This window comes from Neobacillus sp. FSL H8-0543 (assembly GCF_038592905.1).
In the GTDB taxonomy this organism is placed as follows: domain Bacteria; phylum Bacillota; class Bacilli; order Bacillales; family Cytobacillaceae; genus Neobacillus.
The window spans coordinates 103,323-123,689 of the sequence record NZ_CP151943.1 but is presented as its reverse complement, the minus strand read 5'-3'; the positions used below and the strand labels follow the sequence as shown (position 1 = coordinate 123,689).

19 protein-coding genes are annotated in these 20,367 nt (G+C 38.6%); 10 read left to right on the top strand and 9 right to left on the bottom strand.

The genetic code is table 11. The features are described from left to right. Positions 1-100 precede the first annotated feature (100 nt). Positions 101-838 (top strand): SDR family oxidoreductase, encoded by a 738-nt coding sequence (locus NSS81_RS00655; RefSeq protein WP_342431657.1) that lies wholly within the window; start codon positions 101-103, stop codon positions 836-838. Between the two features lie 83 nt (positions 839-921). Here the strand turns inward: NSS81_RS00655 and NSS81_RS00650 are convergent, their stop codons facing one another. Continuing rightward, a complete protein-coding gene (locus tag NSS81_RS00650; RefSeq protein WP_342431656.1) occupies positions 922-1,218 on the bottom strand; it encodes a HesB/YadR/YfhF family protein in 297 nt (98 codons plus the stop codon). A gap of 216 nt (positions 1,219-1,434) precedes the next feature. On the opposite strand from NSS81_RS00650, the gene hpt reads away from it, so the two are divergent. Then, positions 1,435-1,962, top strand: a complete 528-nt coding sequence (gene hpt, locus NSS81_RS00645; protein WP_342431655.1) for a hypoxanthine phosphoribosyltransferase — start codon at positions 1,435-1,437, stop codon at positions 1,960-1,962. Between the two features lie 52 nt (positions 1,963-2,014). On the opposite strand, the gene NSS81_RS00640 is transcribed toward hpt, so the two are convergent. Beyond that, the gene (locus NSS81_RS00640; RefSeq protein WP_342431654.1) at positions 2,015-3,004 is read right to left on the bottom strand and encodes an acryloyl-CoA reductase; all 990 of its coding nucleotides are present in this window, start codon (positions 3,002-3,004) and stop codon (positions 2,015-2,017) included. A 193-nt stretch (positions 3,005-3,197) separates the two neighbouring features. Here NSS81_RS00640 and NSS81_RS00635 point away from each other — a divergent pair, with 193 nt between their 5' ends. The 7 genes from NSS81_RS00635 (at position 3,198) to NSS81_RS00605 (ending at position 12,721) form a co-directional block, all read left to right on the top strand. Further along, complete coding sequence (locus NSS81_RS00635; protein ID WP_342431653.1) at positions 3,198-4,115, top strand: DUF1002 domain-containing protein; 918 nt, start codon at positions 3,198-3,200, stop codon at positions 4,113-4,115. A 331-nt stretch (positions 4,116-4,446) separates the two neighbouring features. Then, positions 4,447-5,586 (top strand): cell division protein FtsZ, encoded by a 1,140-nt coding sequence (gene ftsZ, locus NSS81_RS00630; protein ID WP_342431652.1) that lies wholly within the window; start codon positions 4,447-4,449, stop codon positions 5,584-5,586. A gap of 198 nt (positions 5,587-5,784) precedes the next feature. Then, positions 5,785-7,962 (top strand): malate synthase G, encoded by a 2,178-nt coding sequence (locus tag NSS81_RS00625; protein ID WP_342431651.1) that lies wholly within the window; start codon positions 5,785-5,787, stop codon positions 7,960-7,962. Between the two features lie 175 nt (positions 7,963-8,137). After that, entirely contained in the window at positions 8,138-9,142 is a 1,005-nt protein-coding gene (locus tag NSS81_RS00620; RefSeq protein WP_342431650.1) for a TAXI family TRAP transporter solute-binding subunit, read from the top strand. 263 nt (positions 9,143-9,405) lie between these two features. Continuing rightward, positions 9,406-9,924, top strand: a complete 519-nt coding sequence (locus NSS81_RS00615) for a DUF1850 domain-containing protein (protein ID WP_342431649.1) — start codon at positions 9,406-9,408, stop codon at positions 9,922-9,924. Beyond that, entirely contained in the window at positions 9,911-11,866 is a 1,956-nt protein-coding gene (locus NSS81_RS00610; protein WP_342431648.1) for a TRAP transporter permease, read from the top strand. Before NSS81_RS00615 ends, NSS81_RS00610 begins: the two co-directional genes overlap by 14 nt. Before the next feature lie 225 nt (positions 11,867-12,091). Then, on the top strand, positions 12,092-12,721 hold the full coding sequence (locus NSS81_RS00605; RefSeq protein ID WP_342431647.1) for a hypothetical protein: 630 nt from the start codon (positions 12,092-12,094) through the stop codon (positions 12,719-12,721). 40 nt (positions 12,722-12,761) lie between these two features. Here NSS81_RS00605 and NSS81_RS00600 read toward each other — a convergent pair whose 3' ends face one another. Beyond that, complete coding sequence (locus NSS81_RS00600; RefSeq protein ID WP_342431646.1) at positions 12,762-12,956, bottom strand: alpha/beta-type small acid-soluble spore protein; 195 nt, start codon at positions 12,954-12,956, stop codon at positions 12,762-12,764. A gap of 101 nt (positions 12,957-13,057) precedes the next feature. Beyond that, complete coding sequence (locus NSS81_RS00595; RefSeq protein ID WP_342431645.1) at positions 13,058-14,197, bottom strand: CAP domain-containing protein; 1,140 nt, start codon at positions 14,195-14,197, stop codon at positions 13,058-13,060. A gap of 282 nt (positions 14,198-14,479) precedes the next feature. Between NSS81_RS00595 and NSS81_RS00590 the strand changes: the two genes are divergently transcribed. After that, a complete protein-coding gene (locus NSS81_RS00590) occupies positions 14,480-16,009 on the top strand; it encodes an MDR family MFS transporter (RefSeq protein ID WP_342431644.1) in 1,530 nt (509 codons plus the stop codon). A 66-nt stretch (positions 16,010-16,075) separates the two neighbouring features. Here NSS81_RS00590 and NSS81_RS00585 read toward each other — a convergent pair whose 3' ends face one another. Genes NSS81_RS00585 through NSS81_RS00565 form a run of 5 tightly spaced genes read right to left on the bottom strand, consistent with a single transcriptional unit; the run spans position 16,076 to position 20,286 of the window. Next, positions 16,076-17,017 (bottom strand): arginine deiminase family protein, encoded by a 942-nt coding sequence (locus NSS81_RS00585; protein ID WP_342431643.1) that lies wholly within the window; start codon positions 17,015-17,017, stop codon positions 16,076-16,078. Positions 17,018-17,037: 20 nt separating this feature from the next. Next, positions 17,038-17,766, bottom strand: a complete 729-nt coding sequence (locus tag NSS81_RS00580) for an amino acid ABC transporter ATP-binding protein (RefSeq protein WP_342431642.1) — start codon at positions 17,764-17,766, stop codon at positions 17,038-17,040. 41 nt (positions 17,767-17,807) lie between these two features. After that, on the bottom strand, positions 17,808-18,467 hold the full coding sequence (locus tag NSS81_RS00575) for an amino acid ABC transporter permease (protein WP_342431641.1): 660 nt from the start codon (positions 18,465-18,467) through the stop codon (positions 17,808-17,810). Between the two features lie 25 nt (positions 18,468-18,492). Next, positions 18,493-19,314 carry a transporter substrate-binding domain-containing protein gene (locus tag NSS81_RS00570; RefSeq protein ID WP_342431640.1) on the bottom strand — a complete coding sequence of 274 codons (822 nt, stop codon included), beginning with the start codon at positions 19,312-19,314 and terminating at the stop codon, positions 18,493-18,495. 18 nt (positions 19,315-19,332) lie between these two features. Beyond that, positions 19,333-20,286 carry an arginine deiminase family protein gene (locus tag NSS81_RS00565; protein WP_342431639.1) on the bottom strand — a complete coding sequence of 318 codons (954 nt, stop codon included), beginning with the start codon at positions 20,284-20,286 and terminating at the stop codon, positions 19,333-19,335. Between the last annotated feature and the right edge of the window lie 81 nt (positions 20,287-20,367).

The window sequence follows — 20,367 nt, the reverse complement described above, 5'->3', positions numbered from 1 at the left end:
AATATATGTTTAAAAAACTGTCTATTAGGGATTCTTTTTCATATGTTTAGTATGGTAGTATTATTAGAATAATAAAAATATTATTTCGGGGGTAGGATGTATGAATATATTAATTACTGGTGGAACAAAAGGGATTGGAAAAGCAACAGCCTTAAGATTTTCTGAGCCAGGGAACAAATTGTTTCTAAATTACTTTCATGATGATGAAGCGGCGAATACAGCTTTTATGGAAGTAACTGCAAAAGGTGGGACACCCTACCTATTAAAGTGCAATGTTGGAAACTATATGGAAGTGAAAGAAATGACGGACATCATAAAACAAGAGGTCGATACGATTGACCTGATTGTCCATTGTGCGACAGGGATCATTAGAGGAGATTCGTTAGAGATTGATCCAGAGGATTGGAGAAAAACTGTCGAGGTTAGCAGTCTTTCACTAATAGACATTACGCGGGAACTTCGGCCGCTTTTAAAATATGGTTCTACCATCATTGCATTGTCAAGTAAAGGAGCGAGTAAAGCCACTCCTAAGTATGCAGCCTTGGGTACGACAAAAGCGTTTACAGAAGCGATTATCCGGTATATGGCTGTAGAATTAGCACCACAAGGAATTAGAGCAAATGTTGTTTCCGCTGGAGCTTTGGATACAGAGGCTTACCGAACCATGTTTGGTGAGAATGCTGGTCCTCGCCTAGAAGCGACTAAACGCAACAATCCGAGCGGAAGAAATCTACGATTCGAGGATGTTACCGAAACGATTGCCTTTTTAGCAAGACCAGAAGCTCAAATGATCCAGGGGGAGATTATTCATATTGATGGCGGTATGTCATTAAGGTAACTATAAGTTTTTATGTTCACCGCTTTACCACAAAGTGCCTGATTGCCTGTTTTCACCAAGCAATCGGGCACTTTGTAAGTCAATTAAGATTTTGTATAACTGAATTCTAATTCATCTTTTTCTTCATTATAATCCACTTGTAGGTCATGCTCATCAAAAAACCACAAATCTGTTGACTCTATATAAAATGTTAATCCTTCGATTTCTGTATGTACTACCATATCGATAGGGGTATTGTCCACTGAAAAACCAATCGCAAAACTTCCTTGCACCGGACTGCTTCCATATATCTGTGGATAAAATTTCACTTTATCCCCTGTTTTCATGCCAACTTCCTCTTTAAACCATTTTAATGCTGAACTGCCAATACCTATTGTCATTTTCTACACACCTTTAATTTAGTGACATTTGAACCTAAGATATATACTACCACTAAAAATATTCTTTTCAATTTCAACGTCTTTATTGTTACCATTAGTTGTGTAACTATTTATTGAATATTATTGTGTTAATATATTATGGGGTGCGGGAGTTGCTAAACCGTATAGATTAGGGCCATCCTAAGAAGGATTACATAAAGGAAGAAGGTTTGATTTGTGGCATATAGAATAAAAGAAACGATGATTTCAGAGGCAGATATTAAACAGAGAGTAAAGGAAATGGCAAAGGAAATTGAAAACGATTTGGTCAATGAGGAAATAGTCCTCATTGTTGTCCTTAAAGGATCGTTTGTATTTGCAGCTGATCTGATTCGTGAGCTCAAGGGTGATGTTAAAGTCGATTTTATATCAGTTTCAAGCTATAGCGACCAAACAGAAACAACAGGAAAAGTTAAGTTAATTAAGGACCTTGATGCGAATATTACGAACAGGAATGTAGTCGTGGTCGAAGATATTATTGATAGTGGACTTACACTGCATTTCCTTCGGGATCATTTAAAGATGCATAAGCCAAAACAAATAAAAATTTGTACGCTTTTAGATAAGCCTGAGCGACGGAAAGTAGAACTGCCTGTTGATTATGTTGGCTTTGTCATTCCAGATGAATTTATTGTCGGATATGGGATTGACTACGCGCAAAAATATAGAAATTTGCCATACATCGCAACGGTAGAGGAATATTAGATTTTAACAAGACCGCTAATATTCTCGGAGAATATTAGCGGTCTCTCTTTAGTTACAGTTTTACAATATATCTTCCTCTAGCTTGTCCTTTCAAAATAATAGCGAGAGTTTCTGGAAGGTCTTCTAGAGTAACTTCCTTAGAAATTGAATGTAAAACAGTTGGCTTAAAATCGGTTGCCATTCGGTTCCATAGCTTTGTCCGGACATCCATGGGGCAATTGACAGAGTCGATGCCGAGTAGGTTAATGCCTCGCAAAATAAATGGGAATACAGATGTGGGCACGCCTCCACCACCGGTTAGTCCGCTTACTGCCACTGAACCGCTGTAATGCATTTTACTTATTACAGATGCAAGTGATTCTCCACCTACAGGGTCAACAGCACCTGCCCAGAGCTGTTTATCTAAAGCTTTTACGTTGCCGTTAAAAACTTGTTCCCGAGAGATTACTTCCATTGCACCGAGCGTATGCAGAAAGTTGTGTTCCGTAGCTTTTCCAGTGCTGGCAACAACCTCGTAGCCGCGTTTTGCGAGGATGGAAACCGCGATACTCCCTACGCCACCAGTCGCACCGGTTACAAGGACTCTACCTTTTTCTGGTGATAGCCCATTATCCTCTAACCTTTGGACAGAAAGAGCTGCAGTAAACCCGGCTGTTCCATAAATCATTGCCTCTTCCAAGGATAGGTTCTCTGGTAAAGGTACAATCCAATCACCAGGAATGCGGGCATATTCGCTAAATCCTCCATAATGAGATACTCCAATCTCATAGCTCGTGGCAATCACTTTATCACCTTCACGAAAACGAGGGTCTTCGGACGATACAACTATTCCAGATAAATCAATTCCAGGAATAAAAGGGTAGGAGCGGATGATTTTACCCTCTGGAATACTGGCAAGTCCATCCTTATAGTTGACGCTCGAATAAGCCACTTTAATCAATACATCGGCACTAGGCAACTCATTAAAAGAAATATTTTTAACATCGACGGAAAAATGATCCTCCGTTTTATCAATTAAGATAGCTTTAAATCGTTCACTCATGTAAATTGCTCCTTTCAAACACATAATATAAAATAAATATTAAATGAAATACCAATATATACTTTATATTACAACAAATTGATATATAAGTATCCAAACCATTTATGGGATTCATTAGTTTTTGAAACTATTTTGATTGGTTAATCGTCTATAGTAGAATAAGATATAATATTTTTTAATAAGGAGAGCTTCTATGAGATTAGGAAATTATTTTAAGAATGCTGCAATTACTGTATTACTTATATTGGTTTTATTTATTAGCAGTACAGGCATTGCCTTAGCCTCAACAGGGGAAGAAGGCATCAATGAAAAGTACGGATTGCCCGTAGTTGTTTTGGGGGAAGCATTATCTGAGTCACAAAAAGAAGAAGTTAGAAAGCTTTTTGATGTGGATGACAGCAGTAAGGTAAAAGAGATTACTGTAACGGGAGAAGATCTCGTTACTTACATTAATGGGCAGCGACACTCCAATATGTACTCCTCGGCAAAAATCGTTCGAAAAGACACAGGTGAAGGGCTGGTAATTAAGCAGGTAACACCTGAAAATATTACTGAAGTTACCGATGAAATGTATGCGAATGCACTGTTGACTGCAGGGGTACAGGATGCGATTGTCTATGTGGCCTCACCTGTTAAAGTAAGCGGACATTCCGCACTTGTTGGAATCTACAAGGCATACGACGAAGGAAAAGGCACCGGACTAGATAAGGAACGAACAGAAGTGGCCAATGAAGAGTTGAATCTTGCAACAGATTTAGCAAAAAAAGAAGGTATGGATAAGGAAAAGGTAAGTGAGTTACTAACGGAGATTAAAAAGGAAATTGCTGAGCAAAATCCAGCAACGAAGGAAGATTTGATAAAAATCATAGATGAAAAGCTAAAGACTCTGGAAATCAACTTAAGTGAAAAAGACCGTCAGCTGTTAATAGATTTGTTTGAAAAAATGCGCGACCTTAATATCAATTTTGATAGTGTGAAATCGCAGCTTGAAAATCTTTCAAAGGACATACAGCAGCGAATTGATGAAGCAGTGGGAGAAAAAGGATTTTTGCAAACAATAGCCGACTTCTTCAAAAATTTAATTGAAAGTATTAAAAGTCTTTTTTCTTAAAAAAGATAGCCTTTAAAAACACCTGTTCAGCTAATACCGAACAGGTGTTTTTAGTATGGCAGATATTAACAGCTTCAGGAGAAAATTTGCCATTCTAATGCCGATTGGTATCATATTTACTATATTAAAAATCACATTTTACTGATAAAATGTTAACTAACAGGAAAAAGTTTTATCTAAATACATAAAACTAGTTCTGAAGGAAGTTTCTAATTGGATGAGTGGTTCATAATTATCGTTCAAGTAAAGTGAAAACTACATTTCAAAGGCATTATATTGTAATTTGTTAGAATAGTAGATTAATGTTAGTTAATTCGTAGGAGGAAAGATTATGTGGGAATTTGACATGGATATAGATCAGGTTGCGAGGATAAAAGTAATTGGTGTCGGCGGAGGCGGAAATAACGCGGTAAACCGAATGATTGAAGGTGGAGTACAAGGGGTAGAATTTATTGCTGTAAACACAGATGCTCAAGCCCTTAACCTATCAAAAGCAGAAATTAAGATGCAAATTGGTGCATCCTTAACCAGGGGGTTAGGAGCAGGTGCAAACCCGGAAGTTGGTAGAAAAGCAGTAGAAGAAAGCTACAAACAGATAGAAGATGTATTAAAAGGGGCAGACATGGTCTTTGTCACCGCTGGAATGGGCGGAGGAACAGGAACGGGTGCTGCACCTGCAATCGCACAAATCTCTCGCCAACTTGGCGCTTTAACGATTGGTGTAGTTACACGTCCGTTTGGGTTTGAAGGGCGTAAGCGTGCTGCTAACGCCTCAGCTGGAATCGAGGCATTGAGGGCAGCTGTAGACACGTTAATTATTGTTCCCAATGATCGGTTATTACAAATAGTAGATAAAAAAACACCGATGATTCAAGCCTTTAGGGAAGCAGATAATGTCCTTCGTCAAGGTGTTCAAGGGATTTCTGATTTAATCGCTGTACCTGGATTAATTAATCTTGATTTCGCTGACGTAAAAACAATTATGTCTAATCAAGGTACAGCCTTAATGGGTATAGGATCGGCGAAAGGGGAAGGCCGAGCTGTTGAAGCCGCCAAAAAGGCCATTTCCAGTCCATTACTCGAAACCTCCATCCATGGTGCACAAGGTGTACTCATGAACATCACTGGGGGAACTGATTTAAGTCTATATGAGGTTCAAGAGGCTGCAGACATAGTTGGTTCTGCTGCAGATAAGGAATTGAATATGATTTTTGGATCAATTATTAACGAAAACTTAAAAGATGAAATTCTGATAACGGTCATTGCGACTGGTTTTTCAGATGTAGAAAAGACGAACTTAAGTGCGACTTCAGATCCAACAAAGGGTGTAATGTCAAAACCCCAGTCAAATAGGCGTGAACAGCTAAAGCGTGAAGAACCCGTACGTCAGGACTATAATCAACAAAGGCAAGATCCGGAAGATTCATTAGATATCCCAACCTTTTTGCGTAACCGCAACAAAAGATCATAATCATTCATTCAACTATCAGGCTGCCCGAGAAACTCTGGCAGCCTTTTTGGTGTAAACATCTATATATGATTTCATGGGTATCAAAAAAACTTTATAATCAAATGAATTTTCTGAATAGTATTGACAATTAGTTAAGAAAAAGGTTATCTAAATAAAAAGGCAATTAAATACTGATACATAAAGGGGGAAAAGTTTAATATGACAAACTATGTCAAGGTGGGAAATCTTCAAGTAGCTTCTGGACTCTATAGTTTTATTAATCAGAAAGCATTACCAGGAACCGGCGTAGAAGCTAACAGATTTTGGTTAGGTGTTGAAACGATTTTCGAGGGTCTAACACCAAAAAACAAGCGGCTGTTAACTCGTAGAGGTGAATTGCAAGACGCAATAAATCAATGGCATAAAGAAAATAAGAGCTTTGAATTTGATAAATATAAACAATTTTTGAAAGAGATAGGCTATTTAGAACTAGAGGGAGAGGATTTTCAAATTACAACAGAGAATGTGGATGAAGAAGTGGCACTAAAAGCTGGACCGCAGTTAGTTGTACCCTCCGATAATGCCCGTTATGCACTTAACGCTGCCAATGCTCGTTGGGGTAGCCTTTACGATGCGTTATATGGCACTGATGCAATTAGCGAGGAAGGAGGAGCCCATAAAGCAGGGAATTATAATCCGATCCGCGGGGAAAAGGTTATTTCATTTGCGAAAAGTTTTCTTGATCAAGTAGCCTCACTTAAGCAATCTTCCCATAAGGAAGCAATTAACTATGCAATTGTGGATGGCAGATTGGCAGTTTCTCTAAATAACGGAAATACAACCAGTCTTCAAGATGATACGAAACTTGTTGGGTTTCAAGGAAAACCAGAGGAACCCTTGGGTATTTTACTTCAAAATAACGGACTTTACTTCGAAATTCAGGTCGATCGAAGCCATCCGATTGGTCAGTCAGATCAAGCGGGCATTAAAGATATTTTTATAGAATCAGCGTTATCAACCATTATTGATTGTGAGGATTCAGTAGCAGCGGTTGATGCAGATGATAAAGTATTAGTTTATCAAAATTGGCTTGGATTGATGAAGGGGGACTTAACAGCCTCGTTCACAAAGGGAGGAAAAACGGTAACTAGAACACTCAATCCAGATCGGCTTTATACTTCCGTAAAGGGAGAGGAAATTTCCTTAAAAGCACGGTCGCTTATGTTCATTCGAACCGTAGGTCATTTAATGACAAGTAATGCCATTTTAACTAAGGATGGGGAAGAGGTTCCTGAAGGAATAATGGATACTGTATTCGCTAGTTTGATTGCCATGCATTCACTGCTAGGAAATGGAAAATATCAAAATTCCTCTAAAGGCTCCATTTATATTGTTAAGCCAAAAATGCATGGTTCAGAAGAAGTGGCCTTTGCAGGCGAGCTTTTTGACCGTGTCGAGGATTTGCTTGGACTTGAAAGGAATACACTAAAAATTGGTGTCATGGATGAGGAACGCCGTACATCATTGAACTTGAAAGCATGTATTCGTGAAGTTAAAGAGAGAATTGTCTTTATTAATACTGGATTCTTAGACCGGACAGGGGATGAAATCCATACTTCTATGGAAATTGGTCCGATGATTCGAAAAAATAATATGAAATCTGCAACATGGCTGCAAAGTTATGAAAAATCTAATGTCATTGTTGGTCTTGATGCAGGTTTACAGGGGCGTGCTCAAATCGGAAAAGGGATGTGGGCAATGCCTGACTTAATGTCAGAAATGCTGAAACAAAAAATTGGTCATGTTCAAGCCGGAGCAAATACGGCCTGGGTTCCATCTCCAACGGCCGCAACTCTGCACGTCCTTCATTATCATCAATTGGATGTAAGGGATGTCCAAGAAAAACTAAAAAAGGAAACAAATAATTTACAAGATGATATTTTAGACATACCAGTAGAAAGCGAGATAAATTGGTCTATAGAGGAAATTCAACAAGAGCTTGATAATAATGCTCAAGGGATTCTTGGTTATGTTGTTCGCTGGGTGGACCAAGGAATTGGTTGTTCAAAAGTGCCTGATATTAATAATATCGGACTTATGGAAGACCGAGCGACACTTCGGATTTCAAGTCAACATATGGCTAATTGGCTACATCATGGAATATGTTCGAAGAAACAAGTTCTTGAAACGTTAAAGAGAATGGCTAAAGTGGTTGATGAGCAAAATGCTGGAGATACAGCTTATCATTCAATGGCTGAGGATTTTGAGCAATCGATTGCATTTCAGGCTGCTTGTGACCTGGTATTTAAAGGCTATGAGCAACCTAACGGTTATACAGAACCAATTTTGCACCGTCGTCGCCTTGAAGCAAAGGCAAAGGATTCAGTTAACAGTTAATAGTTTTTAAAAAAGCGTGCCAGGCATCGTCCAGAAAGTTGGATGATGCCTGGTATTTATTTGTAACATTGCATGGGTCTAAAGTACCGAATTTGTAATAGTTGACAAGTTTCAAACTTCTCCTTAATAAGAATGGATAGGAGGGGTCGTCAAATAAATAAAGGGGGTATTACAGATGAAAAAGAAAAGTTTTTTCCTATCATTGGTTTTTCTATTAACACTTTCTATGATTCTTGCAGCCTGTGGTAGTAAGGAAGTTGACGAGGAAAAGGCTGATCCGGAAAAAGGGGCAGAAGTAGAGGAAAAGCCCGAATTTATTAGTATACTTACCGGCGGTACCGGTGGAACCTATTACCCGCTAGGTGGTTCTTTTGCAAAAATTATTGGAGATGAAACAGGGATTGAAACAAATGCTGAGACAAGCGGGGCGTCGGCAGAAAACATGACCACACTAAAAAACGGTGACGCGGAAATAGCTTTTAGCCAAACAGATATTGCCTCGTATGCAACCGAGGGTAAATTAATGTTTGAGGGTAAAGCTGTCGATAATGTAATGGCGATTGCTACCCTTTATCCAGAGACGATTCAAATTGTAACAACTAAAAAATCTGGAATTACATCCGTGGAGGATTTAAAGGGCAAAAAGGTTTCAGTAGGGGCACCTGGTTCCGGAACAGCTCCAAATGCTGAACAAATTCTTGAAGTTCACGGAATGACTTTTGATGATATTAAGAAACAGGATCTTTCCTTTGATGAGTCTACTCAAGGAATTCAAGATGGAACCATTGATGCGGCATTTGTAACAGCTGGTACACCAACTGGTGCAGTGGAAGGATTATCGGCTACAGAGGATGTTGTGATTATTTCGATAGAACAGGATAAGATTGATGCGCTAATTCAAAAGTATCCATACTATGTAAAAGATGAAGTTCCATCTGGTACTTATGGGTTAGAGAGTGCCATTACAACCGTAGCTGTTCAAGCGATGCTTGTTGTCAGCAGCGATCTTTCAAAAGCTGTAGTTTACGATATTACAAAGGCAATCTTTGAGAATTTAGATAAGGTAACACATGCAAAAGGGAAATTAATTAAGGTGGAAAATGCTCTTAATGGGGTTGGGATTGAAGTACATCCAGGAGCACAAAAGTACTTTGATGAAAAAGGGGTAAAGGCGCAATAATTATCCCATCGTTTTTTAGTGATGACCGGCAGCAAGAGCCGGTCTGCTTTTTTAATAATATTGGATGGTGTGTAGGTATGTCTATTATTTTTTGGGAATTTATTCTAAATTTGTAGTAGGATACCAATAATTGTAGTAAGTATAGTTAATTATGTAGTAAGGACTGTTAATTTTGTAGTAAGTAACCCTGATTTTGTAGTAAATACCCTATTCTTTGTAGAGAACAATAAAATAGTAAATATACCCAGGATTCAGGAGGTAATATGAACAAAAAAACCATCCTAATTCTACTAATCTGCTGTATTTTTTGTATCATTATAGCAGCTATTCCCTTACAACAGGCAATTGTCTTCCAACCAAACTATACCAACGATAAACTTGCCTACATACCCGTCAAAAACGGGGACAATTTTAAAATTAAATACACTCATTCTATTCATTTATCTGATGTTATTGAAAGCTATAAGGTTACTCTTAGCCAAAGTATTCAACAATATGAGCTGGTCTATGAAGATTTTTCCATTGGAATGCCTGCGAATGCGGCGGCAGGAGAAATATTTGAACAACAGGATGGGAAGTATTACATCAAAAATATGAAACTTATTTTTCCTTTTTTTCATTTGCGAATCGGACAGGTCCGGGCAAATCATCGGGTGATTTTTAAGAGCAAGGAGTATCCATTATCTCGTTCTCTCCAACCAGGGATCTCTGTCAAAGTGGAAATACGTAAGCTAAACTTTTTTGAGCAATGGAGAGGAGTGAATATCCTTGAGTCATTATGAAGAGGCCCTTTCTGATGAAAAACAACAGGAGCTTTTGGATAAGTATGATCCAGAGGCAGGAACAAGAAAGTTAAAAGGAATCTTTAGATGGATTGCCTTTGCAGGCTTATTATCGTTTTCATTATTTCATCTATATACAGGAATATTCGGTATGTTAACGGCACAGCTTCAACGCTCGATTCATTTAGGTTTTGCACTTGCACTCATATTTTTACTATTTCCAGCACGGAAAAAAAATCGGGGAAAAGAACTTAAGGTTGCTTGGTATGATATTATCTTTGCAGGTATTTCAGTCATTGTTGGTGCCTATTGGCCAATTATGATAGATGAATTGATTTTAAGGGCGGGTAGCTTAGCTGAACTTGATTTTATTGTCGGTCTGTCTGCCATTCTATTAGTATTAGAAGCAACTCGCCGTACGGTTGGTTTACCTATCACCATCATTTCTCTGATTTTTATGGTGTACGCTGTTTTCGGCCCGTACATGCCATCATTTATTGCACATCGCGGACTAGACCTAGATCGTTTAGTGCAAACGATGTTCTTTACTACAGAAGGGATTCTCGGTACCCCATTGGGTGTATCATCCACTTTTATCTTTCTATTCTTATTATTTGGTTCCTTTTTAATTAAAACAGGCGTTGGCCAATATTTTAATGATCTTTCAATTGCAATTGCGGGGAGAAGTGTCGGTGGTCCGGCAAAAGTAGCCGTTTTTTCTAGCGCACTGCAGGGAACAATTAGTGGAAGCTCCGTTGCGAATGTGGTTACTTCTGGTGCCTTTACGATTCCAATGATGAAAAATCTCGGTTATAAAAAAGAGTTTGCAGGCGCTGTCGAGGCTGCCTCATCTACAGGAGGCCAATTGATGCCGCCAGTAATGGGGGCTGCTGCTTTCCTTATGGTTGAGTTTATTGGGGGAATCTCCTATTGGGATATTGCAAAAGCAGCAGCGATTCCGGCCGTCCTTTATTTTACAGGAATATGGATAATGACACATTTTGAAGCCAAGCGATTGGGACTTCGAGGGTTAACTAAAGAAGAAATCCCCAATCGAAAAGAAATCTTTAGTAAGCTTTATTTATTGTTGCCAATTATCGCCGTTGTCGTTTTATTAATGTCTGGTTTAAGTGTGATTCGGTCTGCTCTATGGTCTATTGTGATAACTGTTGTGGTTAGTGCAGTTAAAAAGGAAACTAGAATTGGTTTTAAAGGACTGGTTGGTGCTCTGGTTGATGGAGCTAGATCGGCACTTGGCGTGGCTGCAGCTACAGCAGCTGCTGGTATTATTGTTGGGGTTGTAACTAAAACTGGTTTAGGATTGAAGATGGCTAATGGATTGCTTGATATAGCTGGAGGTGCCTTGCTTCCTACCTTATTTTTGACAATGATTGCTTCCTTGATCCTTGGTATGGGTTCGCCAACAACAGCGAACTATGTAATAACATCAACCATTGCAGCACCAGCGATCATATTATTAGGTGTACCAGATTTATCTGCCCACTTGTTTGTGTTTTATTTCGGGATAGTAGCAGACATCACACCTCCAGTGGCATTAGCCGCATTTGCAGCAGCTGCTGTTTCAGGCGGAGAACCTTTCCGAACGGGAGTTGAGTCAACCAAACTAGCTATATCAGCATTCATCATCCCGTATATGTTTGTTTTATCACCTGAATTATTGATGATTGATACCACATGGACACAATTAATTTGGGTAGTATTTACCGCATTGATTGGAATGCTAGCAATCTCTGCAGGGGTTATTGGCTTTTGGATGCGAAAATTACTTTGGTTTGAGCGAATTGCAGCTGTCTTAACAGGCTTGTGTTTAATTTATCCAGAAAGTATTAGTGATATCATCGGTTTGGTTTCGTTTGTAGGATTGTTTGCTTTTCAAGTTTTCTATAAAGGTAGCCGAGTTCCTAAAAACCAGACAAATTAAAGTGGAGTCCTCCAATTGGGGGATTTTTTCTTTTTCTACTTATACAATTTTTTAAATTAATTTAGTAAAATTGGAGGTAAAAGGGAGGATGCTTCTGTTAAAATAAAGGAAGCGATCTAATAGATATCTTCATTAGTACCCTGGGAATATCAATCTACCGTATGTATATAATGCGATAATATTAATAGGCTTAGGAAGGTGTGATTTTAAATTTTTATTAATATCTTGTTTACAATTATTTTCCTTATTGGAGTCCATTACCTTATTCGTTATCGTTTAAATTTAAAGAAGGCAGCAGAAATGTCGAATGTGGCTATCTATCCTAAAAAGGAAAGTGAATTCGCAAGTATCCTCATCCCAATTGAGTACAAAGAGATGGTTCCACTCACAAAAAATACACGGTCCTATCAATTGGTAAAGTGGAGTACAATGATTGCGCTAATCCTTATAGCAGGATTATTGGGAATTGTTGTCACAACTGATTGGTTAGGTTCAGCCTATTTTAATATCGTTTATTTGTTTTTTGCGATTATTAGTGCGTTCAAACACCAGGGTAATTTTTACGTTATACCCAATGGAATAATCCTTCATGGGAAATATTATCCTTCTAATCAAATTAAGCATTATCAAATCGAACAAATTGTTCGCTGGCATGAATTATATGGGTATGATTCACGTGTTGACAATGCCTATAAACTAACATTCAAAGTGAAACAGCGACTATTCCAGCCAAATTATATTGTCGTGGAGGATTTTGCTCACCTAGAAAAAATAACTTCACTTCTTGATAATCAAGGTATTGCTGGTATTCAAAATATTGAACAACCTACAGCCACATGTGAAGTTCCAAAATAAAAAGAGGGACTGCGAAGTCCCTCTTTTTCGAAATCAATGGCTATTGACCTTGTTGATTTCGTAACGATTGTTCTGCGTATGCGACAAGCCGTTTGGTCATTTCGCCTCCGACAGATCCATTCGCTCGTGCGGTCGTATCAGCACCAAGTTGAACTCCAAACTCATTGGAAATTTCTTCTTTCATTTGATCCAGAACATTACCTGCACCAGGAACCAAAAGTTTGTTTCTTGCCATGATACATCACTCCCGACGATGTATTGAGCAATTGTAAAATTGCTCTCAATTATTTTATCCAAACGAAATTCTTTAATTCATCACTCGGAATTTAAGAGGAATTACTTCGCGAAATAGTTTTGCGTATAGTAGGGCTGAGATTTTTGATTAAAGGCAACACCAACCCCTAAAAATTCATAATCTTCTTTTAATATATTTTCCCGATGTCCAAGGGAATTCATCAGACCTTCATGGGCAAAAATACTGCTTAATTGACCTGTCGCTAGGTTTTCTCCTGCCAGCATAAAAGTTACATTATCCTCTTCCATACGATCAAATGGGGATTGTCCTTCAAGATTCGTGTGGTCAAAATACTGATTTTTTGCCATATCTTCGCTATGACTCCTTGCGGTTTCTCGAACATGATCATCCCATAAAAGGATGGGGAGCTGATGATTGACGCGGGTAGCATTAGTTAAATCGAACATCTGTAACTCAAAGCCTTCCTTTAAGGAGGGACTGGCTTTTGTATAAAAATCTGTTTTCTTTTGCTCCAAGTCTTCACTAATTAATTGAATCGCAGTTACGGTGTCTCCCTCGTGTTTATCGTAAAAAATAGTTACATATGCGCCACCCGCTTGGAAGATATCATTGTCGCTATTTTCTTGCAGCTGATATATAACCATACCTTTTTGAATTTTAGTTAGGGGTTCACCCAGCTTTGTACGAACACTTTCCTTCGAGCTATCTAGTTTGATTCCAATTGTTGAAGCAATTAATCCTTGGTTTGTATATAACCCAGCCACATTATCCTCTTCATCATACATGACCATAAAAAAGTCCTGATAATTTTCATGATAGGTATACCAATAGGTCCCATATTCATTAATGGATGAGCGCTTTGGAGCGCCGAAAGAGTGATCAATCTCTGATTTTGGTTTTCCAAGTTCAATATTATAAACAGAAAACATTTGTTCCGTAGGGGTGTTTAATTCTATTTCCTTTTGATTGGGTTCAATTTCCTGTTTTGAATCCGAAAGTTCCTCTGCCTGTAAGTTAAATTGTTTTAATAATTCCTGAAATGATTCTTTTATTGAATCAAATGCAGCTATGGTTTCAGGGTTCTCTTTTAGGTCGGTTACTTCAGATAGAAGATGGTCAATCGTCTTTTGTAAATCAGTACCTTCCATTTGTTTTTCTATAAGAGGCCAGGAAAAGAGCAGTAAAAATAATACAGATAATAGCATAAAAAAACGAAGCATGATCTTTTCCTCCTTTTAACTAGAATTTTATCCATTCTAGTTAAAATGTATAACAAATAGGCTTTTAACTAATAATAATATGCTTAAATATCCACTTTATTTCATGCATTAATAATTATACTGTCTGTATAAATTAACTGGTTTCAGTGATACCTTGTATCTTAGACATTATAATGAAGCGGGTTTCTTTGATTGCAAAAATGAACAAGCAGTATACTATTATACAAGTGTGAAATTGGGGTAGACTAAAACGATTAGGTGCCTATAGGGGGAACAATTGAGATGGGTCTATCAATAAAATCTACTAATCGGCCGCCATACGGGATCCTTACCGTTTTAATGATTGGGGCTTTTATTACATTTTTAAATAATACGTTATTAAATATTGCCCTGCCTTCAATCATGGTGGACTTGAATATCGAAACCTCAACTGTGCAATGGTTGACTACAGGTTTTATGTTAGTCAATGGGATTTTAATCCCGGCAACGGCATTTTTAATTCAGAAATATTCAGTACGGAACTTATTTTTAGTTGCAATGGGGTTATTTACAGCCGGGACGATTCTTGCTGGAACTGCCCATGTATTTCCAATTTTATTAGGGGGTCGGATGATCCAAGCATCTGGTTCCGCAATCATGATGCCGTTGTTAATGAATGTGATGTTAGTTGCCTTCCCAATCGAAAAAAGGGGAGCTGCAATGGGTATTTTTGGATTGATTTTAATGGCTGCACCTGCGATTGGTCCAACATTATCGGGGTGGATTATTGAACATTATAACTGGAGAATGCTTTTCCATTTTGTAACACCTATTGCGGTTGTTGTTTTATTAATTGGATTATTCTTATTAAAAGATAAAAAGGATAAAGTTGATATCAAACTTGATATACTGTCACTTCTATTATCAAGTGCTGGCTTTGGCGGGTTGCTATATGGCTTTAGTTCGGCAGGTAATAAAGGCTGGAATAGTCCTCAAGTCTATGGAACCATTATCATTGGGGTTATTTCCTTGGTAGTGTTTGTGTTAAGGCAATCGAAGTTAGCACGTCCAATGCTCAATTTCACCATATTTAAATACCCGATGTTTGCCTTATCATCAGCCATTTCTATGGTTATTAATATGGCTATGTTTTCAGGAATGCTATTAATTCCTATTTATGTTCAAACGCTTCGAGGGATATCGCCAATGGATGCTGGATTACTGATGCTACCTGGTGCGATTGTTATGGCATTGATGTCACCAATTACAGGGAAGTTATTTGATAGGTTTGGCGGTCGAACTTTAGCGATTACTGGATTAGTCATTATGACGGTAACAACCTATTATTTCAGTGAATTAACATTTGAAACTACCTATACTTATTTAGTTATTCTGCATGCTGTACGGATGTTTGGGATGTCGATGGTGATGATGCCAGTCTCAACAAATGGCTTAAATCAATTGCCCGCGCGTTTCTATCCGCATGGAACAGCAATGAACAATACACTAAATCAAGTTGCTGGTGCAATAGGTACAGGGTTATTAATAACAATCATGTCCAACCGTACAGAATCACAAGCAAAGGTACTCAGCGAAGCTGCCATGGCTAATTTAAAGGAGCAGCCAACGGGCGTTGCTCTGACAGATTTGAAACAGCAAATTACTATGCAGGCAACGCTAGATGGAATTAATTTTTCTTTCCTAGTATCAACATTTATAGCTTGTATTGCCATTGTGTTAGCTTTATTTATCAAACGGGCAAAACCAGCAGAAGACACACCAGAAGGAATTCCTCAAGGTAAAAAAATAATTCCTAAATTAGCAAAGAATTAAGCTTACTTTGGTGCCTGTCACCACAACAAGATAGAAAGCAAAAAATCGGGCTGAATACCCGATTTTTTATATTGGATCCCTATTTAAAAAGGCGGTCATGCAATGAATGGCACCCCAACCATTTATGATTTCATCCATTTCAACTTCTATGACCTCAATCCTATTTTGAACAAACAGATTTTTTGTTTGCTCATTGCCTGTGGGCATAACAATTTTTCCAGGTGCTAATGCGACAAAGTTTAAGCTCATTCCTTGCTTAAGTTCGTCAATATAAGGTAGCTCGATTAATTCAATCCCAAGGTCGAGCAATTGATTCATACAATCGTAGGTGGTATGCCAAGGGAAAATCACCAGTTTATTTTTATCTGCCATGTTCATATAACCGTCTAGATGTATGGAACCATAGGGGATCTGTGTCCGAATAATATTTGTGACACCAATATTTCTCAGTTCTCGTTCTACTTGAAGAGCTCCAGCTTCATTGGTACGACTGCCTGTCCCAATCACAACCGTTTCACGGTTAATCCACATTGCACTTGCCCCTTCAAAGAATCCGTCACCATTAATCGTTTTAATGATGGGTACACCTAGAGAGGAGAGGGTTCGGGCCACTGCTTTTTCCTCACCTCTTCTTGCTGTAATCGCAGGGCGACAAACAATTGCGCCTTCGGGAGTCATGAACAGTAAATCTCTCATAAACATCGCATTTGGTTTATCTTCTCGTTGACCTTCTACGTAATGGACCTGAACGCCATGAGCACGGTAAATATCAGCAAGAGCGTCCTGCTGTCGGCGTGCCCTCACAGGATTCATAGGTGCGCGAAAACGAAAATCAGCAAAGTTCTCCACTGTAATATCTTCAATTTCTATTCCTGGTCGGTGCATAAGCACTGACCTAAGTCTGCCAACTTCAGAGTCACAATACCAATTTCCCCATAAATCTTTTAACTCGTCAGAAAAACTTGTTTCAGCTGGAAACCAGCGTTCTCCTTGTACTTTTACTTCCATAATTATGTACCTCCAGTGGATTAGTGGTTAAGTACTTTTGAAAGAAACTCTTGTGCACGATCTGTTGAAGGGTTGGTGAAAAACAATTCAGGTGGGGAGACCTCAACAATTTTTCCCTCGGCCATAAAGACTATTTGATCGCACATTTCCCTTGCAAATCCCATTTCATGTGTTACTACAATCATCGTCATTCCAGTACTAGCCAGCTTACGAATGGCGTCCAGAACTTCCTTGATCATTTCTGGATCAAGGGCAGATGTTGGTTCGTCAAAGAGCATGACCTTCGGATCCATGGCAAGGGCACGTGCAATCGCGACCCTTTGTTGTTGACCACCAGACAATTGATTTGGATAGGCATCCATTTTTGCTTCAAGACCAAGCATAGTGAGTAATTCTTGCCCTTTTTTCTCTGCTTCGACTTTGCTCATTTTTTTAACATTAATAGGAGCAATCGTCACGTTTTGCAAAGCTGTTAAGAACGGATACAAGTTAAAGGATTGAAAAACAAAGCCAATTTCAGTTCTTGCTGCATTAATATTTGTTTTTTTGTTATGAATCGGAATTCCATCAACTACAATTTCACCATCATTGATAGGCTCTAAGGCATTAATGGCTCGGATTAGTGTGCTTTTACCGGCGCCACTGGGGCCAATGAGGGCAAAGATTTGCGATTGTTTAATTTCTAAATTGATGTCCTGCAACACTTTATGGTCACCAAATGATTTTTGTACATTTTTGATAGAGATCATACATGTCGCTCCTTTTACATCTCATGAATAGGGAGAATGTATTATTCTGTAACCTGGTATTTTTTCTCGAAATAACGAATGATTTGCGATAGGGTAAACGTCATTATAAAGTATAATAGGGCAACGAAGGTCCATACCTCAAGCGAGCGGAAACTGGTTGCTACTAAATTTTTTGAGATTAGTGTTAAATCGATTACCGATATAACGGAAACGAGTGATGAATCCTTAATTAATATGATAAATTGGGAAGCCATCGGCGGTAACACCTTACGAAAAGCTTGTGGTAAGATAATTAGTCTCATTGCCTGTGCAGAGGTCATACCTGAGGAACGAGCTGCCTCCATTTGTCCTTTAGGGACAGATTGTATTCCAGCTCTGACAATTTCGGCAATAAAAGCACCAGAAAACGTTGCGAGACCAAGTATTGCTGACCAATATGGACCAAGCCTCAAAAAATTACTTAGAACAAAGAATATCCAAAATAATAGCACGAGAAGGGGAACCCCTCTCATAATTTCCACGTATGCTGTGGCTAAAAAAGAAACCAACTTATTTCGTGAAATTCTCAATAACCCTATTAAAATCCCTATTGGAATACTAAAAAGTAGAGCTAACGCTGAAATTTCCAGCGTTAGCCACATTCCTTCTAGGAAAAGAGGCAGGTTATTTGGAATAACACTCCAATCTGTTTGATATTGCATCGTTAAGCCCCCTAGAAAGAATTTCTTATTCTGCTTCTACTTCGTCCATCCAATCGACATTTTCAAACCATTTACTGAAAGATTCTAATTCTGCTGGGCTTCCTTTATACGAATCAAGGAAAGAGTTTAACCATTGAACAGTTTCTAGATCGTTTTTACGGACAGCAATTCCTAAATTTTCTTTTGAAATTAGGTCATAAACGCCGCGAACGTTATCAGGATTCATACCCTCATAAGAACGTACACCTGGCTCGTCATAGATGACTCCATCTGCTTGACCTTGTACAAGTGCCATGGAGGCAGCAGGGAAGTCCTCAAAGTCAGCAATTTCTGCATTTTTAAAGATTTGTTTAGCTAATAATGCACCAGTAGTACCTAGAGAAACAGCAATTTTTTTGCCTGGCTGATCAAGATCTTCCCAAGACTTTGTTGCTGTGTCACCCTTTGGTACCATCAAAACCTGTCCTGTAGCGAAGTAAGGATTGGCAAAGCTAACTGCAAGTGCACGGTCACCACGGATAGTCATTCCTGCAAGAATTATGTCAATTTCTCCTGTTCCAAGAGCAGGTATTAGCCCATCAAAACCGAATTGTTTGAATTCAACTTTTACTTTAAGTGCCTCACCAATTGCTCTTGCTGTATCCATGTCGTAACCAATAAATTCACCTTTTGAATCTTTCATCTCAAATGGGAAATAGCCTGGGGCTGTTCCAACAACTAGTGTTTTCTTTTTTAGGACATTATCAAGAGTTGACGGTACTTTTTCCTCCGTAGAAGTATTTTTTGAACAACCAGCAACAATTAAGGCTATTGCTATTAAAAAAATCGTGATCAACTTTTTCATCATTATTTTCCACCCTTCATATTAGATCGTACCTACCGGATCTCTATGTAAAAAAGCTGTCATGCAGTGGATTGCTCCCCAGCCCTTTAAGATTTCCGTGACATCTACTTCAACAACCGTAACGCCGCTATCTTCTAATTTTCCTTTCATTTCGGGACAATTTGCCGGCATTACAACCTTCCCAGGCTCTAGGGCAACAAAGTTTATACACGCATTATTTTTGATTTCCTCTGTGTTTGTTGCTTCGATGATGGTGAAGTCACGTTCTAATAGTACCTTGACCACATCATATGGGACTTGCCAAGGGAAAAGGGCAGCAATTTTACGATCAGCGATATTGATTAAGCCATCAAGGTGAGCATGTCCATATGGAATCTCAAATGGGACGATGTACTTCACACCAAGATTGCGTAATTCAGCTTCCACTTGAGCTACACCATTTTTATTGGCTCTCACCCCTGTGCCAATCAGTACCGTTTCGCGGTCTACCCACATTGCGCATGCACCATCAAAAATGCCATCACCATTGATTGTTTTAATAATTGGGACGCCAATTTCACCTAATGCTTTTGCGGCAAATCTTTCCTCACCACGTCGTGCGGCAATCCCAAGTCGACAGATAATCGCACCTTCAGGCGTCATAAAAACTTGGTCTCTCATAAAAAGTGAATTCGGGCGATCCATTCTTGTTTCTTCCACGTAATGCACGGCAACACCATGTGCACGATAGATATCTGCTAAACGATCATGTTCAGCTCTTGCTCTTTCTACATTCATTGGGGCTTTCCAACGAAAGCTTGAAAAATTCTCTTTTGTTACGGTTTCAATCTCTCCCCCGGGTCTTCTTAATAAAACAGCTCGTAATTTTCCAATCTCTGAGTCACAATACCAGTTCCCCCATAGGGATGGTAATTCAGAACTAAATGTTGCTTCTGATGGGAACCATCGCTCCCCCTGGATTTTTACAAGACTCATTGTCACACCTCCTTATCTTATAAATATATTAGCATAAAATTCATAATATTTTAAACAATTAAAAATAAAATGTTATTATAA

Coding starts and splice junctions, on each gene's coding strand:
- NSS81_RS00585 (WP_342431643.1), bottom strand. CDS start 17,017: ATGGAAGTAAAAGTACAAGGAGAACGCTGGTTTCCAGCTGAAACAAGT.
- NSS81_RS00615 (WP_342431649.1), top strand. CDS start 9,406: ATGAACAAAAAAACCATCCTAATTCTACTAATCTGCTGTATTTTTTGT.
- NSS81_RS00580 (WP_342431642.1), bottom strand. CDS start 17,766: ATGATCTCTATCAAAAATGTACAAAAATCATTTGGTGACCATAAAGTG.
- NSS81_RS00600 (WP_342431646.1), bottom strand. CDS start 12,956: ATGGCAAGAAACAAACTTTTGGTTCCTGGTGCAGGTAATGTTCTGGAT.
- NSS81_RS00595 (WP_342431645.1), bottom strand. CDS start 14,197: ATGCTTCGTTTTTTTATGCTATTATCTGTATTATTTTTACTGCTCTTT.
- NSS81_RS00655 (WP_342431657.1), top strand. CDS start 101: ATGAATATATTAATTACTGGTGGAACAAAAGGGATTGGAAAAGCAACA.
- NSS81_RS00570 (WP_342431640.1), bottom strand. CDS start 19,314: ATGATGAAAAAGTTGATCACGATTTTTTTAATAGCAATAGCCTTAATT.
- NSS81_RS00635 (WP_342431653.1), top strand. CDS start 3,198: ATGAGATTAGGAAATTATTTTAAGAATGCTGCAATTACTGTATTACTT.
- NSS81_RS00650 (WP_342431656.1), bottom strand. CDS start 1,218: ATGACAATAGGTATTGGCAGTTCAGCATTAAAATGGTTTAAAGAGGAA.
- NSS81_RS00575 (WP_342431641.1), bottom strand. CDS start 18,467: ATGCAATATCAAACAGATTGGAGTGTTATTCCAAATAACCTGCCTCTT.
- ftsZ (WP_342431652.1), top strand. CDS start 4,447: ATGTGGGAATTTGACATGGATATAGATCAGGTTGCGAGGATAAAAGTA.
- NSS81_RS00640 (WP_342431654.1), bottom strand. CDS start 3,004: ATGAGTGAACGATTTAAAGCTATCTTAATTGATAAAACGGAGGATCAT.
- NSS81_RS00625 (WP_342431651.1), top strand. CDS start 5,785: ATGACAAACTATGTCAAGGTGGGAAATCTTCAAGTAGCTTCTGGACTC.
- NSS81_RS00565 (WP_342431639.1), bottom strand. CDS start 20,286: ATGAGTCTTGTAAAAATCCAGGGGGAGCGATGGTTCCCATCAGAAGCA.
- NSS81_RS00620 (WP_342431650.1), top strand. CDS start 8,138: ATGAAAAAGAAAAGTTTTTTCCTATCATTGGTTTTTCTATTAACACTT.
- NSS81_RS00590 (WP_342431644.1), top strand. CDS start 14,480: ATGGGTCTATCAATAAAATCTACTAATCGGCCGCCATACGGGATCCTT.